Genomic DNA, 20,486 nt, shown 5'->3' on the forward strand with positions numbered 1-20,486 from the left:
ATTTACCCGTATAACCGCAACAAACCAAGGCTTGCCGGATAAAATTGCTGCCACTGAGAAATGAGATACAAGATGACAACACGTAAAAAGAAACGTTTTATTGCCGGTGCCAGCTGCCCGAAATGCAAAGCGATGGATACGCTGATGTTGTTTTTGGAAAATAACGTAGAAAAAGTCGAGTGCGTGGAATGTGGCCACCAGATGGTGCAGCCCGAGGCGCAGATAGCCAAAGCCAGCCGCGCCGCCGAGCAGGTTATTGGTGTTTTTAAGCCAGAATAAAATCAATAATGCGGCGGTGGTGGCTCTTCCTCCGGTCGCAATATACCCTGATCATCCGGCAGGTTGCGTAGTTTCTCGGCCAGCAGCATTACCTGCTGTGTTAGCCGGTCTATGCGTTTTTGGTGCTCCAGCAATTCATTGCTTAAGCTGTTTACCGTATCTTCCTGAAACGCCAGCTTGCTTTCCAGTTCAACAATATGCAGCTGTAATTCCCGCTCACTTGGTGTCATGTGTTATTTCCCATACTTCGGCTATGCCACTGGAGCTTTCGCTTATCAGCTTATTATCTGTTAAAAAGGCTACCGCATGCACTACTGCACTGGGTGGGCGGCTGTCTGGTTTTACGCCAACCTGCCATTGCTGTAACTCGCGGCCGCTTTGTACATCCCATAACGCCAGTTTACGCGTGGGGGCGCCGGTAGCCAGATATTTACCATCGCGGCTAAAACGTACCGCACTGAATATTTGCTGGCGGGCGGTGAATTTTAATGCACTGACTAATTGGCCGGTTTGAATGTCCCAAATTTGTGCTAAATCCTGGCTGTCGGCGGTAAAGGCATAGCGGCCTTGCGGGTCCAGCGCGACTTTGGTTACCCGGCTGGGGTGGCTGAAGCTATATAAAATTTGCGCGCTCTGTGTGTCCCACAAATGTGCTTTGTAGTCATTGCCGCCGGTTAGGGCATAGCGGCCATTGGGTGACATGGCTACACTGTTAATGCGCTCGGTATGGCCTAAAAACTCCAGCCGCCGGCCGGATGCCAGTGTAATATGCTGCACACCGCCATTGCTTTTGCCAATCAGTAAATGTGCGCCGTTGTCTGATACCGCAACATCACGCACAGTGGCGGCATCTAACTGCCAAAAACCGACATTTTCGCCGTTACTTACCTGCCATAGCGCATAAGTATTTTGATCGGCCGTTAGTACATGGCTGTTGTTATTGCTAATAGCCAGACTGAATACCAGGTTTTCTGCGTTGTCTTTATGCTTCCACTGGTATTTTAAGGCATTGGTTTGCAAATCCCACAATGCCACGCCATCCTGAATAGATGATACGGCACTGTAGCGGCCATCATCTGACAAAGCTGCGGCGTAGCTGCCTTGTGCGACATGCGGAAATTGCTGCAAGGGCGGCGTTGATGTCAGTTTTTCGCAGCCGCCAAGCAGTAATAGCAGAAAAAACACAGGATATTTCATGTCGGGTGTTAACCTCATCCGCACAAACCGTTAGTATAGGTCAGTTCATTGGACACTATTAAAACATACTTTTGCAGCCTGGCTGCGTAAATCTTGGAGAACCGAATGCGCTTAGTTACCAAAATGTCACTGGTCGCAGTGGCTGTTATCACTCTTGCAGCCTGTCAGAAAGAAGCAGAGCAAAAGCCAGCTGCGCTGGATACTGACGAAGCAAAACAATCTTATAGTTTAGGTGTGTCTGTTGGCCGTTATCTGGACAGCACGCTGGACGAATACAGCAAAATGGGCCTGTCGCTGGACAGCGCATTAATTTTACGCGGTGTACAAGACGCCATTGCTGATAAAACTGCACTGACCGAAGAAGAAGTGCAAACCATGATGACGTCGCTGGAAGAACAATTCCGTGAAAAACAAGCTGCAATAATGGAAGCTGAAGCTTCTCAGGCTATTGCAGCCGGTAAAACTTACTTAGAAGAAAACGCTAAGAAAGAAGGCGTAAAAGTTACTGATTCAGGCTTACAGTATGAAGTGTTGCAAGCGGCAGAAGGTGCAAAACCTGCAGCAACAGACACAGTAAAAGTACATTACGTTGGTACCTTAACCGATGGCACTAAGTTTGACAGTTCACTGGATCGTGGCGAACCGGCACAGTTCCCGTTAAACCGCGTTATTCCGGGCTGGACAGAAGGCGTACAACTGATGAACGTAGGCTCTAAGTTTAAGTTTACTATTCCGTCAGAGCTGGCTTACGGTGAACGCGATATGGGCGTTATTAAGCCAAACAGCGTACTGGTATTTGAAGTAGAGCTGTTGGATATTGTGCCTGCAGAGACAGTAGAACAATAATCCGGGCCTATAAAAACAAAAAAGCGGCTGTGGCCGCTTTTTTGTTTTAAGCGTAATGCTTATTGCACTATCGGCTCAATATGAATTTCTACCCGGCGGTTCAGGGCACGGTTAGCCTCAGAGGTGTTTGGTACTATTGGGTAACTTGGGCCATAGCCTTGGGTTTCAATACGGATAGCCTGCACATTTTGTGCTGTCAGGTACTGTTTAACGCTGTCTGCACGCGCCTGCGATAGCGTCATATTGTATTGATAGGCGCCGGTGTCATCAGTGTGGCCGGCAATAACCAGCATAGTTTTTTCATAATCGCGCAGTACCTTGGCAATATCATTGAATACCGGGAACAGGTTAGAGCGGATGTCTGAGCGGTTAATATCAAATGTTAGCTGGGCAGGAATATCCAGGCGTAATTTGTCACCATCGCGTACTACTTTTACCCCGCTGCCGCTTAATTCTTCTTTCAGCGCTTTTTCCTGATTGTCCATATAGCTGCCGACAGCTGCACCGGCTAAAGCACCTACAGCAGCACCAATTACCAGACGTTTGTCTTTATGGTTACCGGTGGCTTTACCTGCAACGGCACCCACTACACCGCCTATAGCCGCACCCTTGGCGGTATTGGAATATTCTGTAGATGCACAACCGGCCATCACCAGGCTGGCAGATAATAAAGATACTAACAAAGCTGAACGGCGCATAATAATAAACTCCCGATAAATTATTCTGTTTAGCATAGTACTGACAACTGAATTCGGGCTGAACTATAACGAAACTATGAGAAAGGTTTTGTTGCTATTTTGTATATTTATGTAAGCTTGATTCACTTTAGGTGGTTTTTTCAGTATTGTAAGCAGGACTTTGTCAGCATGCCGTTTACCGGTGTGCTTTAAGGGATTGAATCATGACAATAATAATACGTTTATATTTGTTGCTCGCTGCTATGTTGGTAGTGCCTTATGCCAGTGCTGAAGTGTATAAATGTACGGCAGCTAACGGCGATGTGGTATTTCAGGGCGAGCCCTGCCGTGGAGGTAATGAAGTAAAAGTAGATATCCGCTTTGGTGAGCAGCCGGTGGTGGATATTAATCAGCTGATTTCTGGTAGTTGGTGTGAAATTGGCACCTCGGTGGCACTTGACGGTACTGTGACACTGGATAACGCTATGCGCAAAACCTGGATTTTCAGTGAGCGCCAGATGGTGCAGCATATTAGTCAGGGCCAGCGGCAAGACACTTTCAGATATGCTATTCGCCAGACTCCAGGCTCGTTTGTGATTGATCACCCGGCCTTTGGCAGCGGCCAGGTTAGCTGGCAGGTAAGAAAGCTGACAAACGAGCAACTGGTTATTTCAGCCTATGGTGGTTTTACCCATTTATTGCCCGGCAACTGTGAGGTACAAGTGGCCCGTGCACAAAATTAAATAGACATATAGACGCCTGAACTTTAAGCTGCTGGCACTATAGCAGCGTGAAGGTGTGTCTATGTTAAATTCAGCCTGGAGGCGCATTGTGATCAAAGTAGGCAGTGCGCTGATTTCCCCCGATGCCAAAGGGTGTTCTACCCGTTATTTGCTCGCCATTGCCCGCTTTATCAGCGAATGCCGCCAGCAAGGCGTTGAAGTTGTGCTGGTGTCTTCCGGCAGTGTGGCTGCCGGGCGCTCGGCCATTGCTTTCTCACACCATCCGTTACCTATTAATATTAAGCAGGCTATGGCCGCGGTTGGTCAAACCCAGATGATGGCTACCTGGAGCCATTTATTCGATTTTCGCTGCGCGCAGATTTTGCTGACGCACGATGACCTGGCCGATAGGCGCCGTTATCTTAATATCGATAACACCTTGCGTACTTTGCTGGCAAATCAGGTGCTGCCGGTAGTAAATGAAAACGACAGTGTTGCCACCGCCGAGCTGAAAGTGGGCGACAACGACAATCTGGCGGCTATGGTGGCGGTACTGGTTGATGCTGATGTATTGATTATTTGTTCGGATATCGACGGCCTGTACAGCGCCAACCCCAGAACCACGCCAGATGCGCGTTTTATCCCCAGAGTAGAGCGGGTTGATGCCGGTATTTATGCCATGGCCGGTGGTAGCCACCACGCCATTGGTACCGGCGGCATGGTAACCAAAATTCAGGCGGCAGAAAAAGCTACCCGGTTGGGGGTAGATACGCTGATTATTAACGGCCAGAAGGCGGAAAGTTTTGAGACTTTACTCAAAGGAGAGCAAGCCGGTACTTTATTTGTGCGCCAGCAAGACCGGCTCAGTGCAAAAAAACACTGGTTGCTGCACAGCCTGAAAAGCCATGGCAGTATTGTGCTGGATAGCGGTGCAGTGCAGGCGCTGCTGCACAAGGGGGCATCGCTGCTGGCCAAAGGCATTGTTACCGCTGAAGGTGATTTTGATAAAGGCGATGCTATCTGGCTATGCGATAGCGGCGGCAAGCAACTGGCAAAAGGCATCAGCCAGTACAGCGCTGTTGAATTAAAGCGGATTTGCGGTGCCCACAGCCAGCAAATTGCGGATTTACTCGGTTATTGCCCGAGTGAGGAAGTAGTGCACCGCGATGATTTGGTATTGCTTTAAGTATCCGGCTCCAGCAGTTGCAGTACTCGGGCCTGCTGGGCATAACTGCTGCGGTTAGCTGCCATGTCGCGTTGCAGTTTGTCTAGCTCCTGACGCTTTGCTGTTAGTTGCTGATTGTTGTTGTTTTGCAGGGCCTGATGTGAATTACGTGCCGACGTCAGCACTTTATCTAAATCTTCCTGCTGTTGTTTCTGGCTGCTGTTAAGCTCGGCATTTTGGGCTGAGCCCTGGGCTGCAAGCTGCTGGCTGATATTGTCAACCTGGCTGCGATACTCGGTATTCAAGGCGGCCAGTTTATCACGCCGGTTGTTATTGTGTTCTGCCTCTCTGGCCTGAACCTGAGCCAGTTGCTGGTTATAGCTTTGCTCAATTTCCTGGTTTTTACTGCGTAATTGTTCATCCAGCCTGGCTTTGTGCACAGTGTAGTCGGCCCGGGCCATGCTTTTGCGTGCGGCTTCTGCTTCCGCATTATTACTGCTGCGTGCTGCTGTGCGTTCAGTGTCGCGCCATTGCCGCAGCTTGGTTTTCTCGGCGCTGAATTCAGCCGTTTTTAGCCTGTGCTCTTTATCTGCCTCGGCAACTGCCGCGTCGTATTGTTGTTTAAATACACCGGTTTGCTGCTGGCGTTGCGCCTGTAGTTGCTGCTGCGCATCCTGGCTTTGCGCCCGGCTTTGGCTATACAGTACGTTACGCTGCTGCTGGTAATCTTGCTGTTGCTTGTTTAATTGTTCGGACGATAAACGGGATTTTTCGGCCAGCTCTTGTGACAACGTATTATATTCAGTCAGGCCTTGCTGGAAGCGTTGATCGTCCTGCAGGATCTGTTGTTCTAATTTTTCCAGTTGCTGCCTGGTAGTTTTGATCAGCTTTTTATAATCGCTGCTGCCCTGCACCACGACTTTATCTTTGTAAGCAGACAGCGGGCTGCCATCTGCGGGTGGGCTGCTTTCCATATTAAACTGCGTCTGCCATTCGCCCTGGTACATTCTGGCGTGGGCTTTGCCATGTAGTTTGCTTTCTGTGCCTTTCTTCACAACAACACTGACAATATCGGTGTCCATTAAGCGGCCAACACGCTGATGCAGATGCTCCTTGGGTGATACTTCGGCAATAAAGCGGTACTCGAACACAGGGTCAACCTTAGTGCCTCTTTGTTCTTCGGCCTCAATTTTAAAACTTTCCAGTTGCCAGTGTGCAGGCAGGTCTTTGGCATACTGCTCCTTGATATTGGGCGCGTCGCTGCAGCCTTGTATCAGAAACAGCAAAATAAGCTGCCATTTAAGATAGTTCCTCATAATGTATGCTCCATAATATGCTGATATACAGTACATCTGGTGGTACTGTTGGTGCTGAGAGTTTGTGTTAGTGCGACTGCTGCCGGAGTGGTTGGTAAGGCTTTATGGCACGCATGAAAAGTGTAGTTAACAGTTGCAGGCTTCTCCAGATCAAGCGGGGATAACATATGAAAGTAGCAGTAATAGGTGGTGGCATTAATGGCTTAAGCAGTGCCTGGCAATTGGCACTGGCCGGGCATGATGTTAGCCTGTTTGAGCGTGACGGCCTGATGCAGGCTACCAGCCAGGCATCTTCAAAGCTGCTGCATGGCGGCCTGCGTTATTTAGAGCAGGGGGAATTCCGTCTGGTGCACGAAGCATTACAGGAGCGGCGTTGGTGGCTTAAAAAAGCACCGCAGCTAACCCGCCGCCTGCCTATTTTATACCCGCTTTATAACAGTTCGCACCGGGCTCGCTGGCAACTAAAAATAGGCCTGTGGTTGTATGACACCTTTGCCGGCAGAAAGGGTATTGGCCGCCATCGCTGGTTAACGGCTGCGCAGGCATTGCGTTGTTCACCACAACTAAACAGCGAAGGTTTAACCGGAGCTTATTTGTTTTTTGATGGTCAGATGGACGATAAAAAACTTGGCTTATGGATGGCGCAGCAATGTACCAAAGCCGGAGTACATATTTTTGAGCATAGCCCGGTGCAACAGGTTACCCCCACAGGCAAGGTTTTGCTAAGCAGTGGCTGGCAGCAGTTTGACCGCATAGTTAATGTGGCCGGGCCCTGGAGCCAGCAACTGTTGCAACAATCAGACTTGCCGCAGCAGCCGCTGGATTTAGTGCGCGGTAGCCATTTATTGCTACCGCCAATCAGCCGCTATGGCCATATGCTGGAGGTGCCGGGCGAAGCGAGGATTGTATTTGTGTTGCCGTATCAGGGTAAAACCTTGCTGGGCACTACCGAAGTGCGTCAGCAATTGGATGAGCCCATCGTATGCTCAGATGCCGAGCGCGATTACTTATTGGGCGTATATAACCATTACTTTTTACCTGCACGTGAGCGCAGTGCAGTGCTGGCTGATTTTGCCGGTGTGCGGCCCTTACTCGGCGGCACGGCCAATGCCAGCAAAGCCAGCCGCGAATATCAGCTTAACTGGCAGGGCCAGCTATTAACCGTGTCGGGTGGTAAGTGGACTACTGCGCGGGCCTTAGGTAAGCAGGTTGCCGCGCAGATACAACAGCCGGGCTGATTACAGCGTAATCGCCAGAATTTTTGAACGGCGTTGGTAGTTATACAGCTGCTTTTTCTGTGCTGGTAAATCGTCTACCGTTAACAGTTCAAAGCCCTGTTCTAAAAACCAGTGAATGCTGCGGGTGGTCAGGGCAAACAGTTTGTCGTATTTACGTTGCCGCGCCTGCTGAATAATGCTTTTTAGCAACAGGCTGCCGCGGTCGGCATCACGGTAATCCGGGTGTACCGCCAGGCAGGCAAATTCACCGACATTTTCTTCCGGAAACGGATATAGCGCCGCACAGCCAATCACCAAACCATCGCGTTCAATTAAGGTAAACTGGTTTATTTCCATTTCCAGTTGTTCGCGGGAGCGGCGCACCAGCAGGCCTTGTTGCTCCAGCGGCCGGATCAGATCCAGAATACCGCCAATATCAGAAATAGTTGCGGCCCGCAGCTTTTCTGCCGATTCAGTTACAATTTGTGTACCGATACCATCGCGTGAGAACAGCTCCTGCAGCAGGGCACCGTCTTCATCGTAGCTAACTAAGTGGCAGCGCGGTACACCCGCACGGCAGGCAGTAATAGCGGCATGCAAAAATGCCAGTGTGCCGGGGCAGGCATCGGGCTTTTGCTCCATATCCAGCATAATTTTTTCGGCGTAGTTTGGCATTAACTCTGCCGTTATCTCGCCATTTTCGCCAACAATGCCGCCAATTTCACTAAAGCCAATCATTTTGTCGGCTTTTAGTTTTACCGCAACCTGAGTAGCTATATCTTCAGCGGTAAGGTTGAAACTTTCACCGGTAACCGAAGCGGCTATCGGCCCCATCAGCACTATGCCGTTGTTATCCAACTGGCGGCGGATACCGGCTGCATCAATACGGCGTACACGGCCGCTGTGGTGATAGTCGATACCTTCATCGACACCCAGTGGCTGGGCGATAACAAAGTTGCCGCTTACCACGTTAATTTGTGCGCCCTGCATGGGGGTGTTGCTTAAGCTCATCGATAGCCGGGCGGTAATATCCAGTTGTAGCGCACCGGCGACTTGTTTGATCAGCTTAAACGAGTCGTCATCAGTTACCCGCACGCGGTTATGATAGGTTGGCTCTAAACCTGCCTGTTGCAGTGCTGTATTAATTTGTGGCCTTGCGCCATACACCAGCACAATTTTAATACCCAGGCTGTTTAGCAGGGCAATGTCGTTAATAATGCTGCGAAAACCACTTTGGCTAATCGCTTCACCACCGAGCATTACCACAAAGGTTTTGCCGCGGTGAGCATTAACATAAGGGGCAGACTGACGAAAACCGGAAACAAGTTCAGTAGTACGCACGGGCTTGGGGCTTCCTTCTGAAAAGACAACACAGGTGTAAGGCTTAAAGATGGCAGCAAGATGACAAAATGCCAACTGCAACTGCGACAAAGTCGGCATTTTAGGTGATTAGTGGGTGTATATCTACTTTTTAAGCATATTTATTCTTCGCCTGTTACGGCCTTGAAAGACGTATACTAACCATCAAGATACCAAGGCTGAGCAACATCATTAGCAAAGTAGCAGGCTCTGAAATAGCAGCTGTACCTTCTACCATCATTGTAGCGTTAATAATCTGACTGTTAAGCGCGTTTCCCAAACCATCGGCTAAGCCATTTAAGCTGATCGTTAAATCTGCGTTTCCGGGGCTTAGTGCTATCAATGTCAGGCTGGCAAGAACAAAACTATTGGCCTGAAAATTATTCAGATCAGTGGGAAGGTCAAAAGACAAATCGAAAATTCGTAGTTGGCCCGGAGCCAGCAGTTCAGTTCCCAGTATGTTTAAACCTAAATTGAATAAATCCAATTGGCCGCTCGGATCGATAATTACGTTATCCAGCACACCATCAGCATCTGCATCGGTACTATCCACTCCCAGGCGCGCACTTGTAAACGTAAATACCAGATCAAAAGCACCCAGCGATGGCGCACCGCCGGGAGCCAGTTGGTCAATCACAATATCTACAGCGAAGCTTTGTCCGGGTAGCACAGAACTTTGTGAAGGAACAATGCTGATAAGTGCAGCCTGGCTAAAACCAGATGCCAGTAATATCAGCAAGCCTAGCAGTAATTTTATTGGGTTGATGCTCATTTTTTAATCCTTATCCTTGTTAGTTTAAATGTCGGGGAAAGTGTTAATTTTCCCCGCTCCTTTATCAGGTTCATTCCTCAGCACATTGAGGACGACTGCAACGTAACCTCAGTAAGCGTGCATCGAGGATGTTGATAATGCCATCCCGATTCAAATCCATGGCGGCATTGCCAGCGTTAACGGGTTGATTTAACTGGCTCATCAATAATTCCAGATCTTGCCGGTCGACATCGCCATCACCGTCTAAATCGCCTTCGACCTGTCCGGTATAACCTTCAAACTGGTTGGCAGCATACGCCTGGGTGATGGCGCCGACTGTCGACACCAGATTGGCACCGTTATTACTGAATACCAGTAGATCCCGAACGGTGTAGGGCCCAGCTATGCCATTGCTACCGATGGCGTGTCCGGGATAGTTCAGGATTAATGACTGATTACCCTGATTCAGAAAGCCCTGACTGCTGCCCAAAGACAGTACCCTGCCATTAACATCTACCAAGCTGGCGGTCCAGTTATAATTGCCGGCCAGTACTACCTCGATACCGATGTTTACCCGCAGGTTGTCAAACAGGCCGTTGCCATTGGTATCTATACCCTGATCACTGTTGCTGCCATTAAGCCGCAATTGTGATGTCTGGCTGGTATTTTCGAATTCTTCATAACTGAAACTTTGAGTAGTCTGCGGCACAATAACAACATCAGATATATAGTTGTTGGCAGTCTGAGCCAGTATCAGTGTCAGTGTGTAAGGACCATCCATTTGCAAGTTATATATAGCAGCACCGTCAAACAGGAAGCGCAGTAACTGGTTGCTGTTGTCAAAACGGATACTTTGTTCAGCAACCAAAAGTTTATTGCCGCTGCTGTCTCTGAGCGTGGCTCTGATATTGAAGTCACCAATGGTACGGCTCAATACCGGAATATCCACCCGCAACTGATCAAATCTGCCGTTGCCATTGCTGTCAATTCCCTGCGCCTGCAGGTTGCCGCTGAACTCGATCACTCCTTCAAACTGCAGATATTGATAGGGCTGGCTGAGCAGGGTTTTGCTGGCTACGGTGCGATCATTCATATCGGCGATATTGATTGCAATCTCAAAAGGACCGTCCGTTTGGGCGCGATAAATGGCCACGCCGGAGAAATCCAGGCTAAGGCTTTGGCTGCCTTGTCTCAGGGTGACAGGCAGCAGGATATTCTGCACACTGTTGCCGGCACCGAGCAGTGTGGCTTTAACCTGATATTCGCCTGCTGTCATAACATTTAGCTCAACCTGAACACGCAGCAAATCAAACAGAGAGTCGGCGTCTACATCAATACCCTGATCGGTTCCAGACAGTATAGACAACGGCCGCTCGCCAAACAGGCGATGATCCAGTATTGGTGACACTGCAGATACCGCAAAGTGGACACCACCAGGCCCTACAGCCTGCAGATTGAGTTCATAAGGGCCATCAACACCAGATTCGAGGATCTGCTGGCCGGAGAAACGCAGGCTGATTTCATGTGAACCCGCTGCTGGCGCATCAAAAAACAAACTCACCGGTCTGGAATCATTATCACTGGTACGGTTGGCTACCAGTGAGCCATCTTTAGTCAGCGATGCCTGAATGAAATAGAAGCCTGCGCCGGGGAAGTCCAGTGACAGCCGGACCTGTAATTGCTCAAACATATCGTTGCTATCCTGATCTAGGGGTTCAAATACAGCTTCGGCTTGTACAGACATTGTGGCGTGTTGCGGGGTATCTATGAGTGGCACCACAGGAGCAAAAGGAACCGGGGCCAGATATTCATAAGCCCCCCAGGCTTGTTCGTACTTGTTGGGTATGGCCGGAGCATAACGATAAATTTTTGCGCCTTCCTGCGTAGTATAATGCGGGCCTCTTCCATCGGCAGACACACCGTCGATATTCCAGGCAATAAATTCATCATCCTGACTATACCTGCCGTTAAAGGTGGCATCATAGTAAACGGCTGAGCGCAGGCGCAGGCTGTGAGTGGAGAACAAATACCGGTCATAACTACCACCTATCGGTTTAGCACTGCCGGGGAAGGCAGGGTCGAGCGAGGGGGCCGCGTTGGTTATAAAAAGGCCATCTGCAGCGCTGCCAACTTTCGTGATCGGGCTAAGTCCACTGACGCCCAACAAACCAGACATATTTTCAAACACATCGCTGAATACGTAGCAGTCTGAATAGTTGCAACTGATAGGGTCGGCCATCAGCTCTGTCCATGAACATTTTACTACTGGTCCAAATGGGCCGGCATGTGCACCATAGCCATACTCCCAATGACTGTTGCCATAGCCGTATACTCCTTGCAATACTTTGGTCAGGATCTGCTGGTCATCAGATTCGCCGCTGGCCCAGGTAGTCGCTTGCTCATACCAGTATGACAGCGGTTTGGCCAGGGTAGGGGCGCGTTTAGTTACGTACAAAGTGCGGGTAACGGTAGGCAAAGCCTCGCCATTCACCTGATAGTCAAAGCTGACATTGTAAGCTCCTATTTGGGCCGGCACATCAATAGACACGGTGCCGGCAGAGCCGGTCCAGGATGCGCTACCCTGCTTAGACGTGCCCTGAATTGCCCATTGCGCCTGTACCTGTGCATCGTTGAGTAAATCGCTGGGACAGGAGCTTAACTGGGCATCCACATCCACCAGAGCGGCATCACTGGCAGCTGAAAAAGGTTTGTCTGCTGCAGGACTACTATCGTCTGTCAGGTTGCAATTAGCATCCAGGCTTTGGGCAAAAATGTCGGTTATCCGGGTGGCACTATCTTTCCATACCGGATTGCTATTGCTCGGTGTTAGTTTTAACGCCACAACGGGTTTAATTTCCAAGATCAGCGCGACCCAGTCAATTGAGGTACACCAGCGTCCACTAGATAAGGTGTCGATATTAATTTGGACCTGGTTAGCTTGCGAGGCGCCACTGCCCGGTGCAGGGAATCTGATCCTCCGAATATCAACGCTAAAGTTGTTCAGCATCCAGATATTATCATCGCCGGTAAGGGTACCTAACGATTGGCCGTTAAATATCACTTCATTGCGCTCCGGTGGTGGTGCTCCGTTAACATCCACGTCAAAAGCAGGCATCAAAATACCCACAGTAGAAGGAATTATCCCTTTAGCAATCAGAGCATCAGCATTTAGCAGATAACCATTTGCATCGACCGGGCCTACAGCTTTGTCAATCATTACATCGATCAGCAGTGGATGTCCGGGATCGGTGTTGAAAGTGCAACCGGTATCCAGACCTGGCCCTGAATCTGCTACGAAGCTATGGTTAGCTGGCGGGTCAAAAGGGGAGGAGCGGGATAATATGTTGAACTGATTTCCTGTTTCTACCCGTATGTCACCATCTTGGGTATGCTGGTCGGCAGCAAAGCTGACGGTAGATGAGAATAAGACGGCAATAAAGCCAAGTGTTTTGTGTAGCATCGTTAGATTTCCGTTAGTCGGGTTTGCTGAATACCGCTGGCAAACTTTTGCTCAATGTAATGGCGGTAAGAGAACATCTCCTTGACTCACCGGCCGCTGATTCAACAGCGCCAACAAAGCAATAACTGCACCACAATTATTTACAATAGTAAAAACAATGGCGTGTTAGTTTAACATTTATGATTTATTGTAAATGTGACAGAGGTTGTAAAATATTTTGACAATTGAGGCCGCACAGGCGGCCTCAATACTGCCAGCTTACCAGCTACATAATTGTGTCCAGCTGCTGTTGCTACCGGGAATGGATTGGGTCCACCAATTGGCCTGATACAGTGCGTTTTGGTAGATAAGGTGATCACCTGCAGCGGCGTGTCCGGGCTGGCCCTGGCTGTTGCCTTGTGGCCAGTCGGGGTAAGTTTTTACACTGTTAAGGTTGTAACCGGGGCAGTTACCAGGCGGGTTATTGCCGCCGCTATCTGCCGGGCGCAGGTCGAGGTTATAAAAGTTGCTGTTATCCCGCACATAGGCACGGTTAGTTGCCAGATCGCTGCTAAAAACGACATTATCGCCGCTTAACACCCCAATTTGCAGCAGGTTACCGTATTGAGTGTTTACCTGCATGGCCAGCTCCGTCGCCCATTGCGCATTGCCAATATTGGCGTTGGTGATCTGCCGGCTTTCGTCTATCAGTTCTTGCCCGTTGGCATCAAACAACCGTAGCTGAGCATAACCGCCGACTTCTGCCGGTGTTTGCAGGTTAACAAAAGCACCTTTATCAAACCACAGCACCGGCGGGGTATCGCTGTTGCCATTTACTAATTCGATATCTGAGCAGTTATAAAAGCCTTCGCCAACCACATCTACCCGCTGCCAGCGGGTGTAAAGCACGGCCAGGCCGCTGCGATCTGCAGGTAGTTGCAGATTAAGGTTATAGTAACCGGCTTCGGCGGGCACGTCGGCTTGCTGGTGTATCAGCTGTAACTGGTTCCAACTGAGTGTTTCGCTGGCACTGTCGAAGCCGGGTTTACTCAGGTAGATTTGCCAGTAGCTGGGGTTGTGTGGTGTGGTGGCACGAAAACGCAGTGTGATCTCATTGCTTTGTGCAAGGTTAATGCTGGTGCGCTGCCAGTGTGGCGATGGAATATCCATACCACTTTTGCGGCTGTCGCCGCCGGCGCACAGGCTGCCATCACTGACCACGGCCTGTACTGCTGCCATATTGCGGTAATCGGCAACGTTGGCCGAAAATTCATGGTGCTGCGTTAGCATATAGCCACCCGATTGCTGGTAAGCAGCGCGACAGGCGGAATTAGCTATACCGCTGCCATCAGCCGGCCACCAGTAGCCGCCGTCGTCTTTACAAATTTGCTGGCGGGCTTTGGGGTAGTCGACATAGCCATGGCTGCTGGCCTGCAGGCTGGTAAATAGCAGGCTTGTTGTTAGTAGTGTAGGGAGTAAGTGTTTGGGTTGCATAGTGATTTCTCTTGGTTATGAGGCTTGGCGCTCCGGGTCGAAGACCTTCTCAGGCTCGCCACAGCAATTAGCGTGAGCATCCTGCCCACGCCCTTTCAGGCCAGCTTCGCTGTTCAAATTCGTTCCAGACGAATTTGTCGTTCGCACTGGCGTGCGGACTCAGACACTCTGTGGCGCCCTGATAAGGCATCGACCCTCGCAAGGAAAAGCGGTAAGTCTGCTACTCACCGTTTTGCGCTTGGCAACAGCTTATAAATTACAAATAAAGCTCCAGCTGCCATCACTGCCCGGCACTGAGTTTGTCCACCAGTTAGCTTTGTAAACGCCGCCCTGATAAGACAGGTAATCACCATTAACAGCATGGCTGGGGTTACCGGCCCAGTCGGGTTGCGGCCAGGCCGGGTACGGGTGAATAGTGGCAGTAATACCGCCACAACTCTCGCCGTTACCGTCGCCATCTCCGTCACCGGGGCCATCGCCACTGCCGATGCTAACAACCGGCAACTGCGGATACTCTTCGGCAAAGGCATAGTGGTCACCATTGGCGCTAAGGATCCAGTTAGACGGCATCGGCATAGGCAACTGATAATTCAGCGTAACGGTAACGCTTTCGCCACTGGCTACACTTAAGTAGCCAGGCAGATTAAACGCGACCCGGTGCAGGTTATTTTGCAGGCCACCGATATTATTGCCGCTGGCGTTGCGGCCGCTTTCTACCACCGTTAAACCAAAACCGCTTTGATCGCTGATGGTATCGGGTATTGCTGTGGGCACGTCAAAGCTGAAACTGCTACCGCCGGGAATAGTGCTGTTGCTGTGGTTAGTCAGTGTAAGTTTGGGGTTGATGGGGAAGTTTTGATCGCCGAGCTTAAAATCACTGATGCTTAAACGTACATCTGCCGCCTGGGTTGGCATGGTGCGTTCGGCTTTTACTACGTTATAAGGGCTGGCATTTTTAAAGCTGTTATAAAATAGCGATGTCAGTGTATTGCCAATAAAGTACTCGCCTTTTGCTGCGTCCCAATCGTAATCACCGGCAAGTTCCCAAAACATTACACCGCCAATGCCGTTATCAATGACATACTGCGCTTTGGTGCCGATGCTTTGTTCGGTTTCTACCGACAAAAACACCTGCTTTTGCGCATTCCACAGCCAGGGGCCTACGGCTGTAGCATCATAGTGGCGGCTGTAACTGCCGCTAAGCTGGTGCTCAGGGTTAGCCGGATCAAGATCATACAGGCTGAAGTAGCTGCCGCTGATACCTTCGGCCAGGTTCATGGTGTGCCATAGCGGGTTAGAGCCTGCAGGCATCTCGTTGCCCTGAGTGTTTTTGTCGTGCCACAGATTATCAATACCTACGGCACCATTACCGCACTGGCTTACTGTGCTGCCACCGGTGCCGGGCGGGCATTGGCTTTGGTTTGGTAGCGCTGCGGTGCCCCATAAACCAAAGCTGCCGCCCTGCACATCTTTCCAGCCGCGACTGTAATACGGAATACCAATATTAATGCGACCGGCCGGCATAGTGCCGCGAAAGTAACGGTAAGCCCAGTCGGTATTCAGGTAACCAATTTGCTGATACTGGCTGGTGTTGTAGTAATTCCATGCTGCCAGTTCAGCGTCCTGGCCGGTATCAAACAGCGCTGCGTTATGGCCAACAAACTGGTTCCAGGCGCCGTGCAGGTCGTAGGTCATAATATTAACGTAATCCAGATACTGGGTTACCTGAAAGGCTTCCATACCACGCAGCAGGTAGCCGGATGAGGGTGAAGCTATGGTAAGCAGATAGTGCTTACCGTCGGCAGCTCCGGCAGCATCCAGTTTTTGCCGCAGCACTTTCATCAGCTCGACATAAGAGCGCATCAGGCCGCCACGCAAGCTGTTAGCCAGCGCAAAGTCGTCCGGGTTACCGGCGTCATTCATACTGGTGGGGTATTCGTAGTCTATATCCACGCCGTCAAAACCATACTGGCGGATAAAGGCTACCGCCGAGTCTGCAAAAGTATTAATACCCTGAGTGTTAATGCTTAAATCGCTGTTGGTGGTCATGCTGTAAAAACCACCGCTGGCAACCCGAACGCCGTTGTCATCAAAATAGCCGCCGCTTTCGGCCCAGCCGCCGACCGAAATCAGTGTTTTTACATGCGGGTGCTGCTGTTTGTATTTTTGCAGCAGGTTAAAGTGGCCTTTATAAGACAGGTTTGGATCCAGCTCTGCGCCGGTAATACCGGGCCATTCCATACCGGTTGATGCATTGTCAGGCGAACCTGTATTACCTACAGAAATTTGGTTGGCGCCGTTTACATGGGCAAAAGCGTAGTTAATATGGGTTATCTTATCCCACGGAATATCTGAGGCTAAATACGCTGGCTGGCCGTTTTTGCCATGACGCCAACTGGTAAAGTAACCAATAATGCGCCGTGGATGATCAGGGCTGATTATTTCGCGGCCGTAAGTGTCGTACACCGTGCAGTAGGGTACATTAATGCCGGGGGTTTGGTACAGGCCATCGGGCCGGCAGTTGTTATGATCCGTTTGCTGTGAAAATGCCGCTGTGCTAACCAGTGCCAGCAGCGACAGTAAGATAGGTTGTTTCATTGTGGTATTCCCGGAAAATGCCGCAGGTTGCTGCAGGTCGAACCAGCTTGCTCACACCAACACGCCGTAAATACATCCCTGTAGGCTCGATTCGGCCATCCTGGCCTGCAACGGTTGGTTTAGAGCAAGCCGAGTCTCTCTATACGAGATAGCAACAACCGGCCGGCAATGTCAGTTATTGCTGCGTATGGCCTAAGCCTTCATGCATCGCGTTTAAAATATGGCCGTTGTCGGCATCTATTTCCCAGGCGAAAATACCGCCCAGCTGATGCTGCAGAATATAGGCACCTTTTTCCCGTACCGAGCGCTTGGTATCAATGCTGATCAGCGTATTGGTTGCAGGGTTCCAGACATAACTGGCCTTAGCGGTGTTATCCCAGCCTACGGTAAAACCGTTAACGCCGCTGGCTTCAGGCCCGCCCATATAGTCGGTTTCAATTTTTTTGTAGTCCATAATGCCGGGTTCCCAGCCGCCACTGATACCTGCACCACCGGTGCCGGTAAAGGGGTTATTACCGGTTACACCCGCCACGTTTTGCCAACCGCGGCCATACATGGCAGCACCCAGGGCAATTTTGCCTGCCGGTACGCCACGGTTAAGCAGGTATTGCACCGCTTCGTGAGCGCTAAAACCCGGCGTAGGAGAATTGGCCGACGGATACAGGCCGGTCTGGTGGCCCAGTACGCCATTCCAGGCACCGTAGTAGTCGTAGGTCATCAGGTTAATGTAATCCATGTACTGGTGGGCATCTTCCCAGTCAACCACACTGAGCTTTTCTACCCCGCCTGACATTGCAGCAGCCAGCTCATAATCGCGGCCGGTTTCTACACTCAGGGCATTCAGGGCTGCACGTAGTTCCTGCATCAGGGTGGCAAAACCAGCACCGTCCTGGGCAGAGCCTAAATTAGTGTTGGCACCACCGCCGCCGGGGAATTCCCAGTCGATATCAATACCGTCGAAGAAATCATAAGTGCGGATAAAATCAATAATAGAATCAATAAATACCGCTCTTGCTGCCGGGTTAGTACCTACGTCGTACAAGGGATCAGAAAGCGTCCAGCCGCCAACTGATGGCAAAATTTTAATGTGCGGATGAGTTTGCTTTAAACGGTACAGCTCGGCAAAAACACCGCGTATCGGCTGATCCCAGACATCACCGGGATAGCTTTTTTCCAAAGCGGCAAATTTATCGTGCACAACCACCGAGTAATCCGGTTTGCCGGCACACTGGCTGTTAAGGGCGGCGTAGCCTTCCGGGTTTGCCTGCTGTAGACCGGCGTTCGGGCCGCATAGCGGAATAAAGCCATAGTATATATGCGTCAGGTTTTGTGCCGGTATATCGGCGGCATGAAAAGCCCGGCCATAAATACCCCATTCAACAAAATAAGCCCCCACTTTTTTGCCGGTGGTATTCTGATACGGCAGATTGCTTTGTTTTAGCGGGTGTGGCCAGGCAGTTACATCGAGATCTGTCCAGGGGTTAAAGCCGCCGCCATTGTCACCACCACCGTTGTCACCTCCATCACCGCCGCCGTTACCGCTAATATTAATGGTGGTAATGCCGCTGCTGGCGCACTCTTCCACAGTACCTGTTACCTGGCACAAGCTTGCCTGTAACTGATAACTACCCGGCTGGGTAAACGTAAGGGTGGTAGTGCCGGTTTGCGCATTCTGGCCGTTTGGCACTATCGCGGCAGAAAAGACAACGCTGTCATTTTGTTTTAAATGCCACTTGTTGCCGTTGGTTCCCCACCACATATCCCAGCGTACCGGTACTTGCACACTACCATTTTGCAGGCTGTACTCTGTGGGCATCCAACTGATCACCGGTGCGTTAGGTGTGGCAGCCTGTATGTTGGCTGCCAGTAGCAGTGAAACACCACTACATAGCTTAACTGTTTGTTTAAACATAACTTCCTCCAGTATTGTTACTTATTTTTCTTTTTATTTCGTAGCGCCAGCCAGGGTTTACTGCTGTTGCGCATACGTGATATTGCACATTCATGCGCCAGCCTGGCGTAGAACCCGGATCCGTATCGTTTAGAAAATGAGCGAATTTACTATGGCAAAAATGACAGCGTTGTCAAAATTGTGAGTTAATTTTTTGCTGATAATTTTTTGATTTAGCCTTAAATGCCTGAAATAAGAAGAAATATTTTTACAGTATAGTGCCGGATTTTTTTACATATGATAGGGCCAAAAATGCACTTATCGGGAAGGATGTTAATTTTTACCGGAGCGCCTCAGCCTGCGCTCCGGTACGTAACTGAGTTAATCGAGGATAATATGTGGTAAAAAGCGTGAGCTGTCTTTGGTGATCAGGCTGTTGTCTTCACGTATGCAAATGCCGGCCGCGCTGTCAGCAACTACCCAACTGCCAATCAGGGTATAGTTGCCATTAAACTGTGGCAGTGCTGCTAATGCCTGGCGGATATAGCCGCTGTCGTTGTAAGGGCCGTCTTGCTTTACTGTTTTACCATCGCTGGTAAGCAGCTCGATGTTGGCACCTTCGCGCGATAACAGCGGTTTACGTACCCAGCCGTTTTGCAAGCTGCTGCCATCATCAAAAAACGCTGGCAGCAGGTTAGGGTGGCCCTGATATTTTTGCCATAACAGCGGTAATATGCCTTTGTTAGATAGCAAGCATTTCCACAGTGGCTCAATAAACCGGGTTTGGCTGGTCAAAACAGTGCTGGCAAATTCTTCCTGCAGCATAAATTCCCAAGGGTACAGCTTGAACAGGCCTTGTATAGGAAAGCCTTCTAAATCAACTAGCTGGCCGTCGATATCACCTAGCTGCTCTAACTGAATATACCGGCTGTTTAATCCGGCTTGCAGCGCAATATCCATCAGGTAATCTACTGTGCCTTTATCTTCAATGCTTTCGGTTACGCTGGCAAAGTAAAACGGCTGCGGCAGGTTAAGTTCGCTAAAGGCTTGTTGCAGTTTGTCCTGTAACGAGTTGAACTGATCAGCACCTTGCGGTAGTTCGCCACGCATCAGTTGGTCTTCCAGCCATACCCACTGAAAAAAGCCGGTTTCATACAGCGAGGTTGGCGTATCGTAGTTCAGCTCCAGTAACTTAGCCGGGCCGGTACCGTTATAGCTAAAATCCATGCGGCCGTATAAGTGCGGTTCTTTGCTGTGCCAACTGGTGCGCACGGCATTCCAAAACTGCGTTGGAATTTGCAGTTGCCGCAGTTTTTGTTCATCACTGACAATATCATCTACCAGATCCAGCGCCATTTGATGCAGTTCTTCGGTCGGGTCTTCCAGATCCTGTTCTATCTGCTGCAGGCTGAACTGATAATAGGCACTTTCATCCCAATACGGTTCACCGTCAAAGGTATGAAAATTAAAGCCAACGCTTTGCGCAAAAGCTTTCCAGCCCGGCCTTGGGGTGCTGTTAACACGTTTCATCAGTA

Annotated in this window: 16 protein-coding genes; 5 read left to right on the forward strand and 11 right to left on the reverse strand. The window is 50.1% G+C overall.

Features of this window, described 5'->3' with window-relative positions; translation table 11 throughout:
- The first annotated feature begins 72 nt into the window (after positions 1-72).
- A complete protein-coding gene (locus tag M2404_RS03860) occupies positions 73-279 on the forward strand; it encodes a YheV family putative zinc ribbon protein (RefSeq protein ID WP_092790180.1) in 207 nt (68 codons plus the stop codon).
- 2 nt (positions 280-281) lie between these two features.
- On the opposite strand, the gene M2404_RS03865 is transcribed toward M2404_RS03860, so the two are convergent.
- Both M2404_RS03865 and M2404_RS03870 read right to left on the reverse strand, forming a co-directional pair.
- Positions 282-509 (reverse strand): SlyX family protein, encoded by a 228-nt coding sequence (locus M2404_RS03865; protein ID WP_259238411.1) that lies wholly within the window; start codon positions 507-509, stop codon positions 282-284.
- Entirely contained in the window at positions 496-1,476 is a 981-nt protein-coding gene (locus M2404_RS03870) for a WD40 repeat domain-containing protein (RefSeq protein WP_259238412.1), read from the reverse strand. The genes M2404_RS03865 and M2404_RS03870 overlap by 14 nt, the downstream gene beginning before the upstream one ends.
- 105 nt (positions 1,477-1,581) lie before the next feature.
- Here M2404_RS03870 and fkpA point away from each other — a divergent pair, with 105 nt between their 5' ends.
- Positions 1,582-2,322 (forward strand): FKBP-type peptidyl-prolyl cis-trans isomerase, encoded by a 741-nt coding sequence (gene fkpA, locus M2404_RS03875; RefSeq protein WP_259238413.1) that lies wholly within the window; start codon positions 1,582-1,584, stop codon positions 2,320-2,322.
- Between the two features lie 59 nt (positions 2,323-2,381).
- On the opposite strand, the gene M2404_RS03880 is transcribed toward fkpA, so the two are convergent.
- Positions 2,382-3,020: a YiaD family glycine zipper/OmpA-like lipoprotein gene (locus M2404_RS03880; RefSeq protein WP_259238414.1), complete on the reverse strand. Its 639-nt coding sequence runs from the start codon at positions 3,018-3,020 to the stop codon at positions 2,382-2,384.
- Between the two features lie 203 nt (positions 3,021-3,223).
- Here M2404_RS03880 and M2404_RS03885 point away from each other — a divergent pair, with 203 nt between their 5' ends.
- Positions 3,224-3,742 (forward strand): DUF4124 domain-containing protein, encoded by a 519-nt coding sequence (locus M2404_RS03885; RefSeq protein WP_259238415.1) that lies wholly within the window; start codon positions 3,224-3,226, stop codon positions 3,740-3,742.
- 61 nt (positions 3,743-3,803) lie between these two features.
- A complete protein-coding gene (proB, locus tag M2404_RS03890) occupies positions 3,804-4,907 on the forward strand; it encodes a glutamate 5-kinase (RefSeq protein ID WP_259238416.1) in 1,104 nt (367 codons plus the stop codon).
- On the opposite strand, the gene M2404_RS03895 is transcribed toward proB, so the two are convergent.
- A complete protein-coding gene (locus M2404_RS03895; RefSeq protein ID WP_259238417.1) occupies positions 4,904-6,202 on the reverse strand; it encodes a coiled-coil domain-containing protein in 1,299 nt (432 codons plus the stop codon). The two genes, proB and M2404_RS03895, sit on opposite strands and share 4 nt — an antisense overlap.
- A gap of 167 nt (positions 6,203-6,369) precedes the next feature.
- On the opposite strand from M2404_RS03895, the gene M2404_RS03900 reads away from it, so the two are divergent.
- Positions 6,370-7,440: a glycerol-3-phosphate dehydrogenase/oxidase gene (locus tag M2404_RS03900; RefSeq protein ID WP_259238418.1), complete on the forward strand. Its 1,071-nt coding sequence runs from the start codon at positions 6,370-6,372 to the stop codon at positions 7,438-7,440.
- Here the strand turns inward: M2404_RS03900 and argA are convergent, their stop codons facing one another.
- The 7 genes from argA to M2404_RS03935 all read right to left on the reverse strand — a co-directional run bounded on the left by argA (position 7,441) and on the right by M2404_RS03935 (position 20,481).
- A complete protein-coding gene (gene argA / locus M2404_RS03905) occupies positions 7,441-8,760 on the reverse strand; it encodes an amino-acid N-acetyltransferase (RefSeq protein WP_215398646.1) in 1,320 nt (439 codons plus the stop codon).
- Between the two features lie 154 nt (positions 8,761-8,914).
- Complete coding sequence (locus tag M2404_RS03910) at positions 8,915-9,550, reverse strand: hypothetical protein (protein WP_259238419.1); 636 nt, start codon at positions 9,548-9,550, stop codon at positions 8,915-8,917.
- Positions 9,551-9,620: 70 nt separating this feature from the next.
- Positions 9,621-12,989: a dockerin type I domain-containing protein gene (locus M2404_RS03915; RefSeq protein WP_259238420.1), complete on the reverse strand. Its 3,369-nt coding sequence runs from the start codon at positions 12,987-12,989 to the stop codon at positions 9,621-9,623.
- Positions 12,990-13,247: 258 nt separating this feature from the next.
- Positions 13,248-14,462 (reverse strand): lytic polysaccharide monooxygenase, encoded by a 1,215-nt coding sequence (locus tag M2404_RS03920; protein ID WP_259238421.1) that lies wholly within the window; start codon positions 14,460-14,462, stop codon positions 13,248-13,250.
- A gap of 249 nt (positions 14,463-14,711) precedes the next feature.
- Positions 14,712-17,060: a glycosyl hydrolase family 18 protein gene (locus M2404_RS03925; RefSeq protein WP_259238422.1), complete on the reverse strand. Its 2,349-nt coding sequence runs from the start codon at positions 17,058-17,060 to the stop codon at positions 14,712-14,714.
- A 175-nt stretch (positions 17,061-17,235) separates the two neighbouring features.
- Positions 17,236-18,972: a glycosyl hydrolase family 18 protein gene (locus M2404_RS03930; RefSeq protein ID WP_259238423.1), complete on the reverse strand. Its 1,737-nt coding sequence runs from the start codon at positions 18,970-18,972 to the stop codon at positions 17,236-17,238.
- 360 nt (positions 18,973-19,332) lie between these two features.
- Positions 19,333-20,481: a glutathionylspermidine synthase family protein gene (locus M2404_RS03935; RefSeq protein WP_259238424.1), complete on the reverse strand. Its 1,149-nt coding sequence runs from the start codon at positions 20,479-20,481 to the stop codon at positions 19,333-19,335.
- Positions 20,482-20,486: the final 5 nt, after the last annotated feature.

The organism is Rheinheimera pacifica (assembly GCF_024809855.1).
Taxonomy (GTDB): Bacteria; Pseudomonadota; Gammaproteobacteria; order Enterobacterales; family Alteromonadaceae; genus Alishewanella; species Alishewanella pacifica_A.

Coding starts and splice junctions, on each gene's coding strand:
- M2404_RS03885 (WP_259238415.1), top strand. CDS start 3,224: ATGACAATAATAATACGTTTATATTTGTTGCTCGCTGCTATGTTGGTA.
- fkpA (WP_259238413.1), top strand. CDS start 1,582: ATGCGCTTAGTTACCAAAATGTCACTGGTCGCAGTGGCTGTTATCACT.
- M2404_RS03910 (WP_259238419.1), bottom strand. CDS start 9,550: ATGAGCATCAACCCAATAAAATTACTGCTAGGCTTGCTGATATTACTG.
- M2404_RS03920 (WP_259238421.1), bottom strand. CDS start 14,462: ATGCAACCCAAACACTTACTCCCTACACTACTAACAACAAGCCTGCTA.
- M2404_RS03935 (WP_259238424.1), bottom strand. CDS start 20,481: ATGAAACGTGTTAACAGCACCCCAAGGCCGGGCTGGAAAGCTTTTGCG.
- M2404_RS03925 (WP_259238422.1), bottom strand. CDS start 17,060: ATGAAACAACCTATCTTACTGTCGCTGCTGGCACTGGTTAGCACAGCG.
- M2404_RS03915 (WP_259238420.1), bottom strand. CDS start 12,989: ATGCTACACAAAACACTTGGCTTTATTGCCGTCTTATTCTCATCTACC.
- proB (WP_259238416.1), top strand. CDS start 3,804: ATGTTAAATTCAGCCTGGAGGCGCATTGTGATCAAAGTAGGCAGTGCG.
- M2404_RS03895 (WP_259238417.1), bottom strand. CDS start 6,202: ATGAGGAACTATCTTAAATGGCAGCTTATTTTGCTGTTTCTGATACAA.
- M2404_RS03865 (WP_259238411.1), bottom strand. CDS start 509: ATGACACCAAGTGAGCGGGAATTACAGCTGCATATTGTTGAACTGGAA.
- M2404_RS03860 (WP_092790180.1), top strand. CDS start 73: ATGACAACACGTAAAAAGAAACGTTTTATTGCCGGTGCCAGCTGCCCG.
- M2404_RS03930 (WP_259238423.1), bottom strand. CDS start 18,972: ATGTTTAAACAAACAGTTAAGCTATGTAGTGGTGTTTCACTGCTACTG.
- M2404_RS03870 (WP_259238412.1), bottom strand. CDS start 1,476: ATGAAATATCCTGTGTTTTTTCTGCTATTACTGCTTGGCGGCTGCGAA.
- M2404_RS03900 (WP_259238418.1), top strand. CDS start 6,370: ATGAAAGTAGCAGTAATAGGTGGTGGCATTAATGGCTTAAGCAGTGCC.
- M2404_RS03880 (WP_259238414.1), bottom strand. CDS start 3,020: ATGCGCCGTTCAGCTTTGTTAGTATCTTTATTATCTGCCAGCCTGGTG.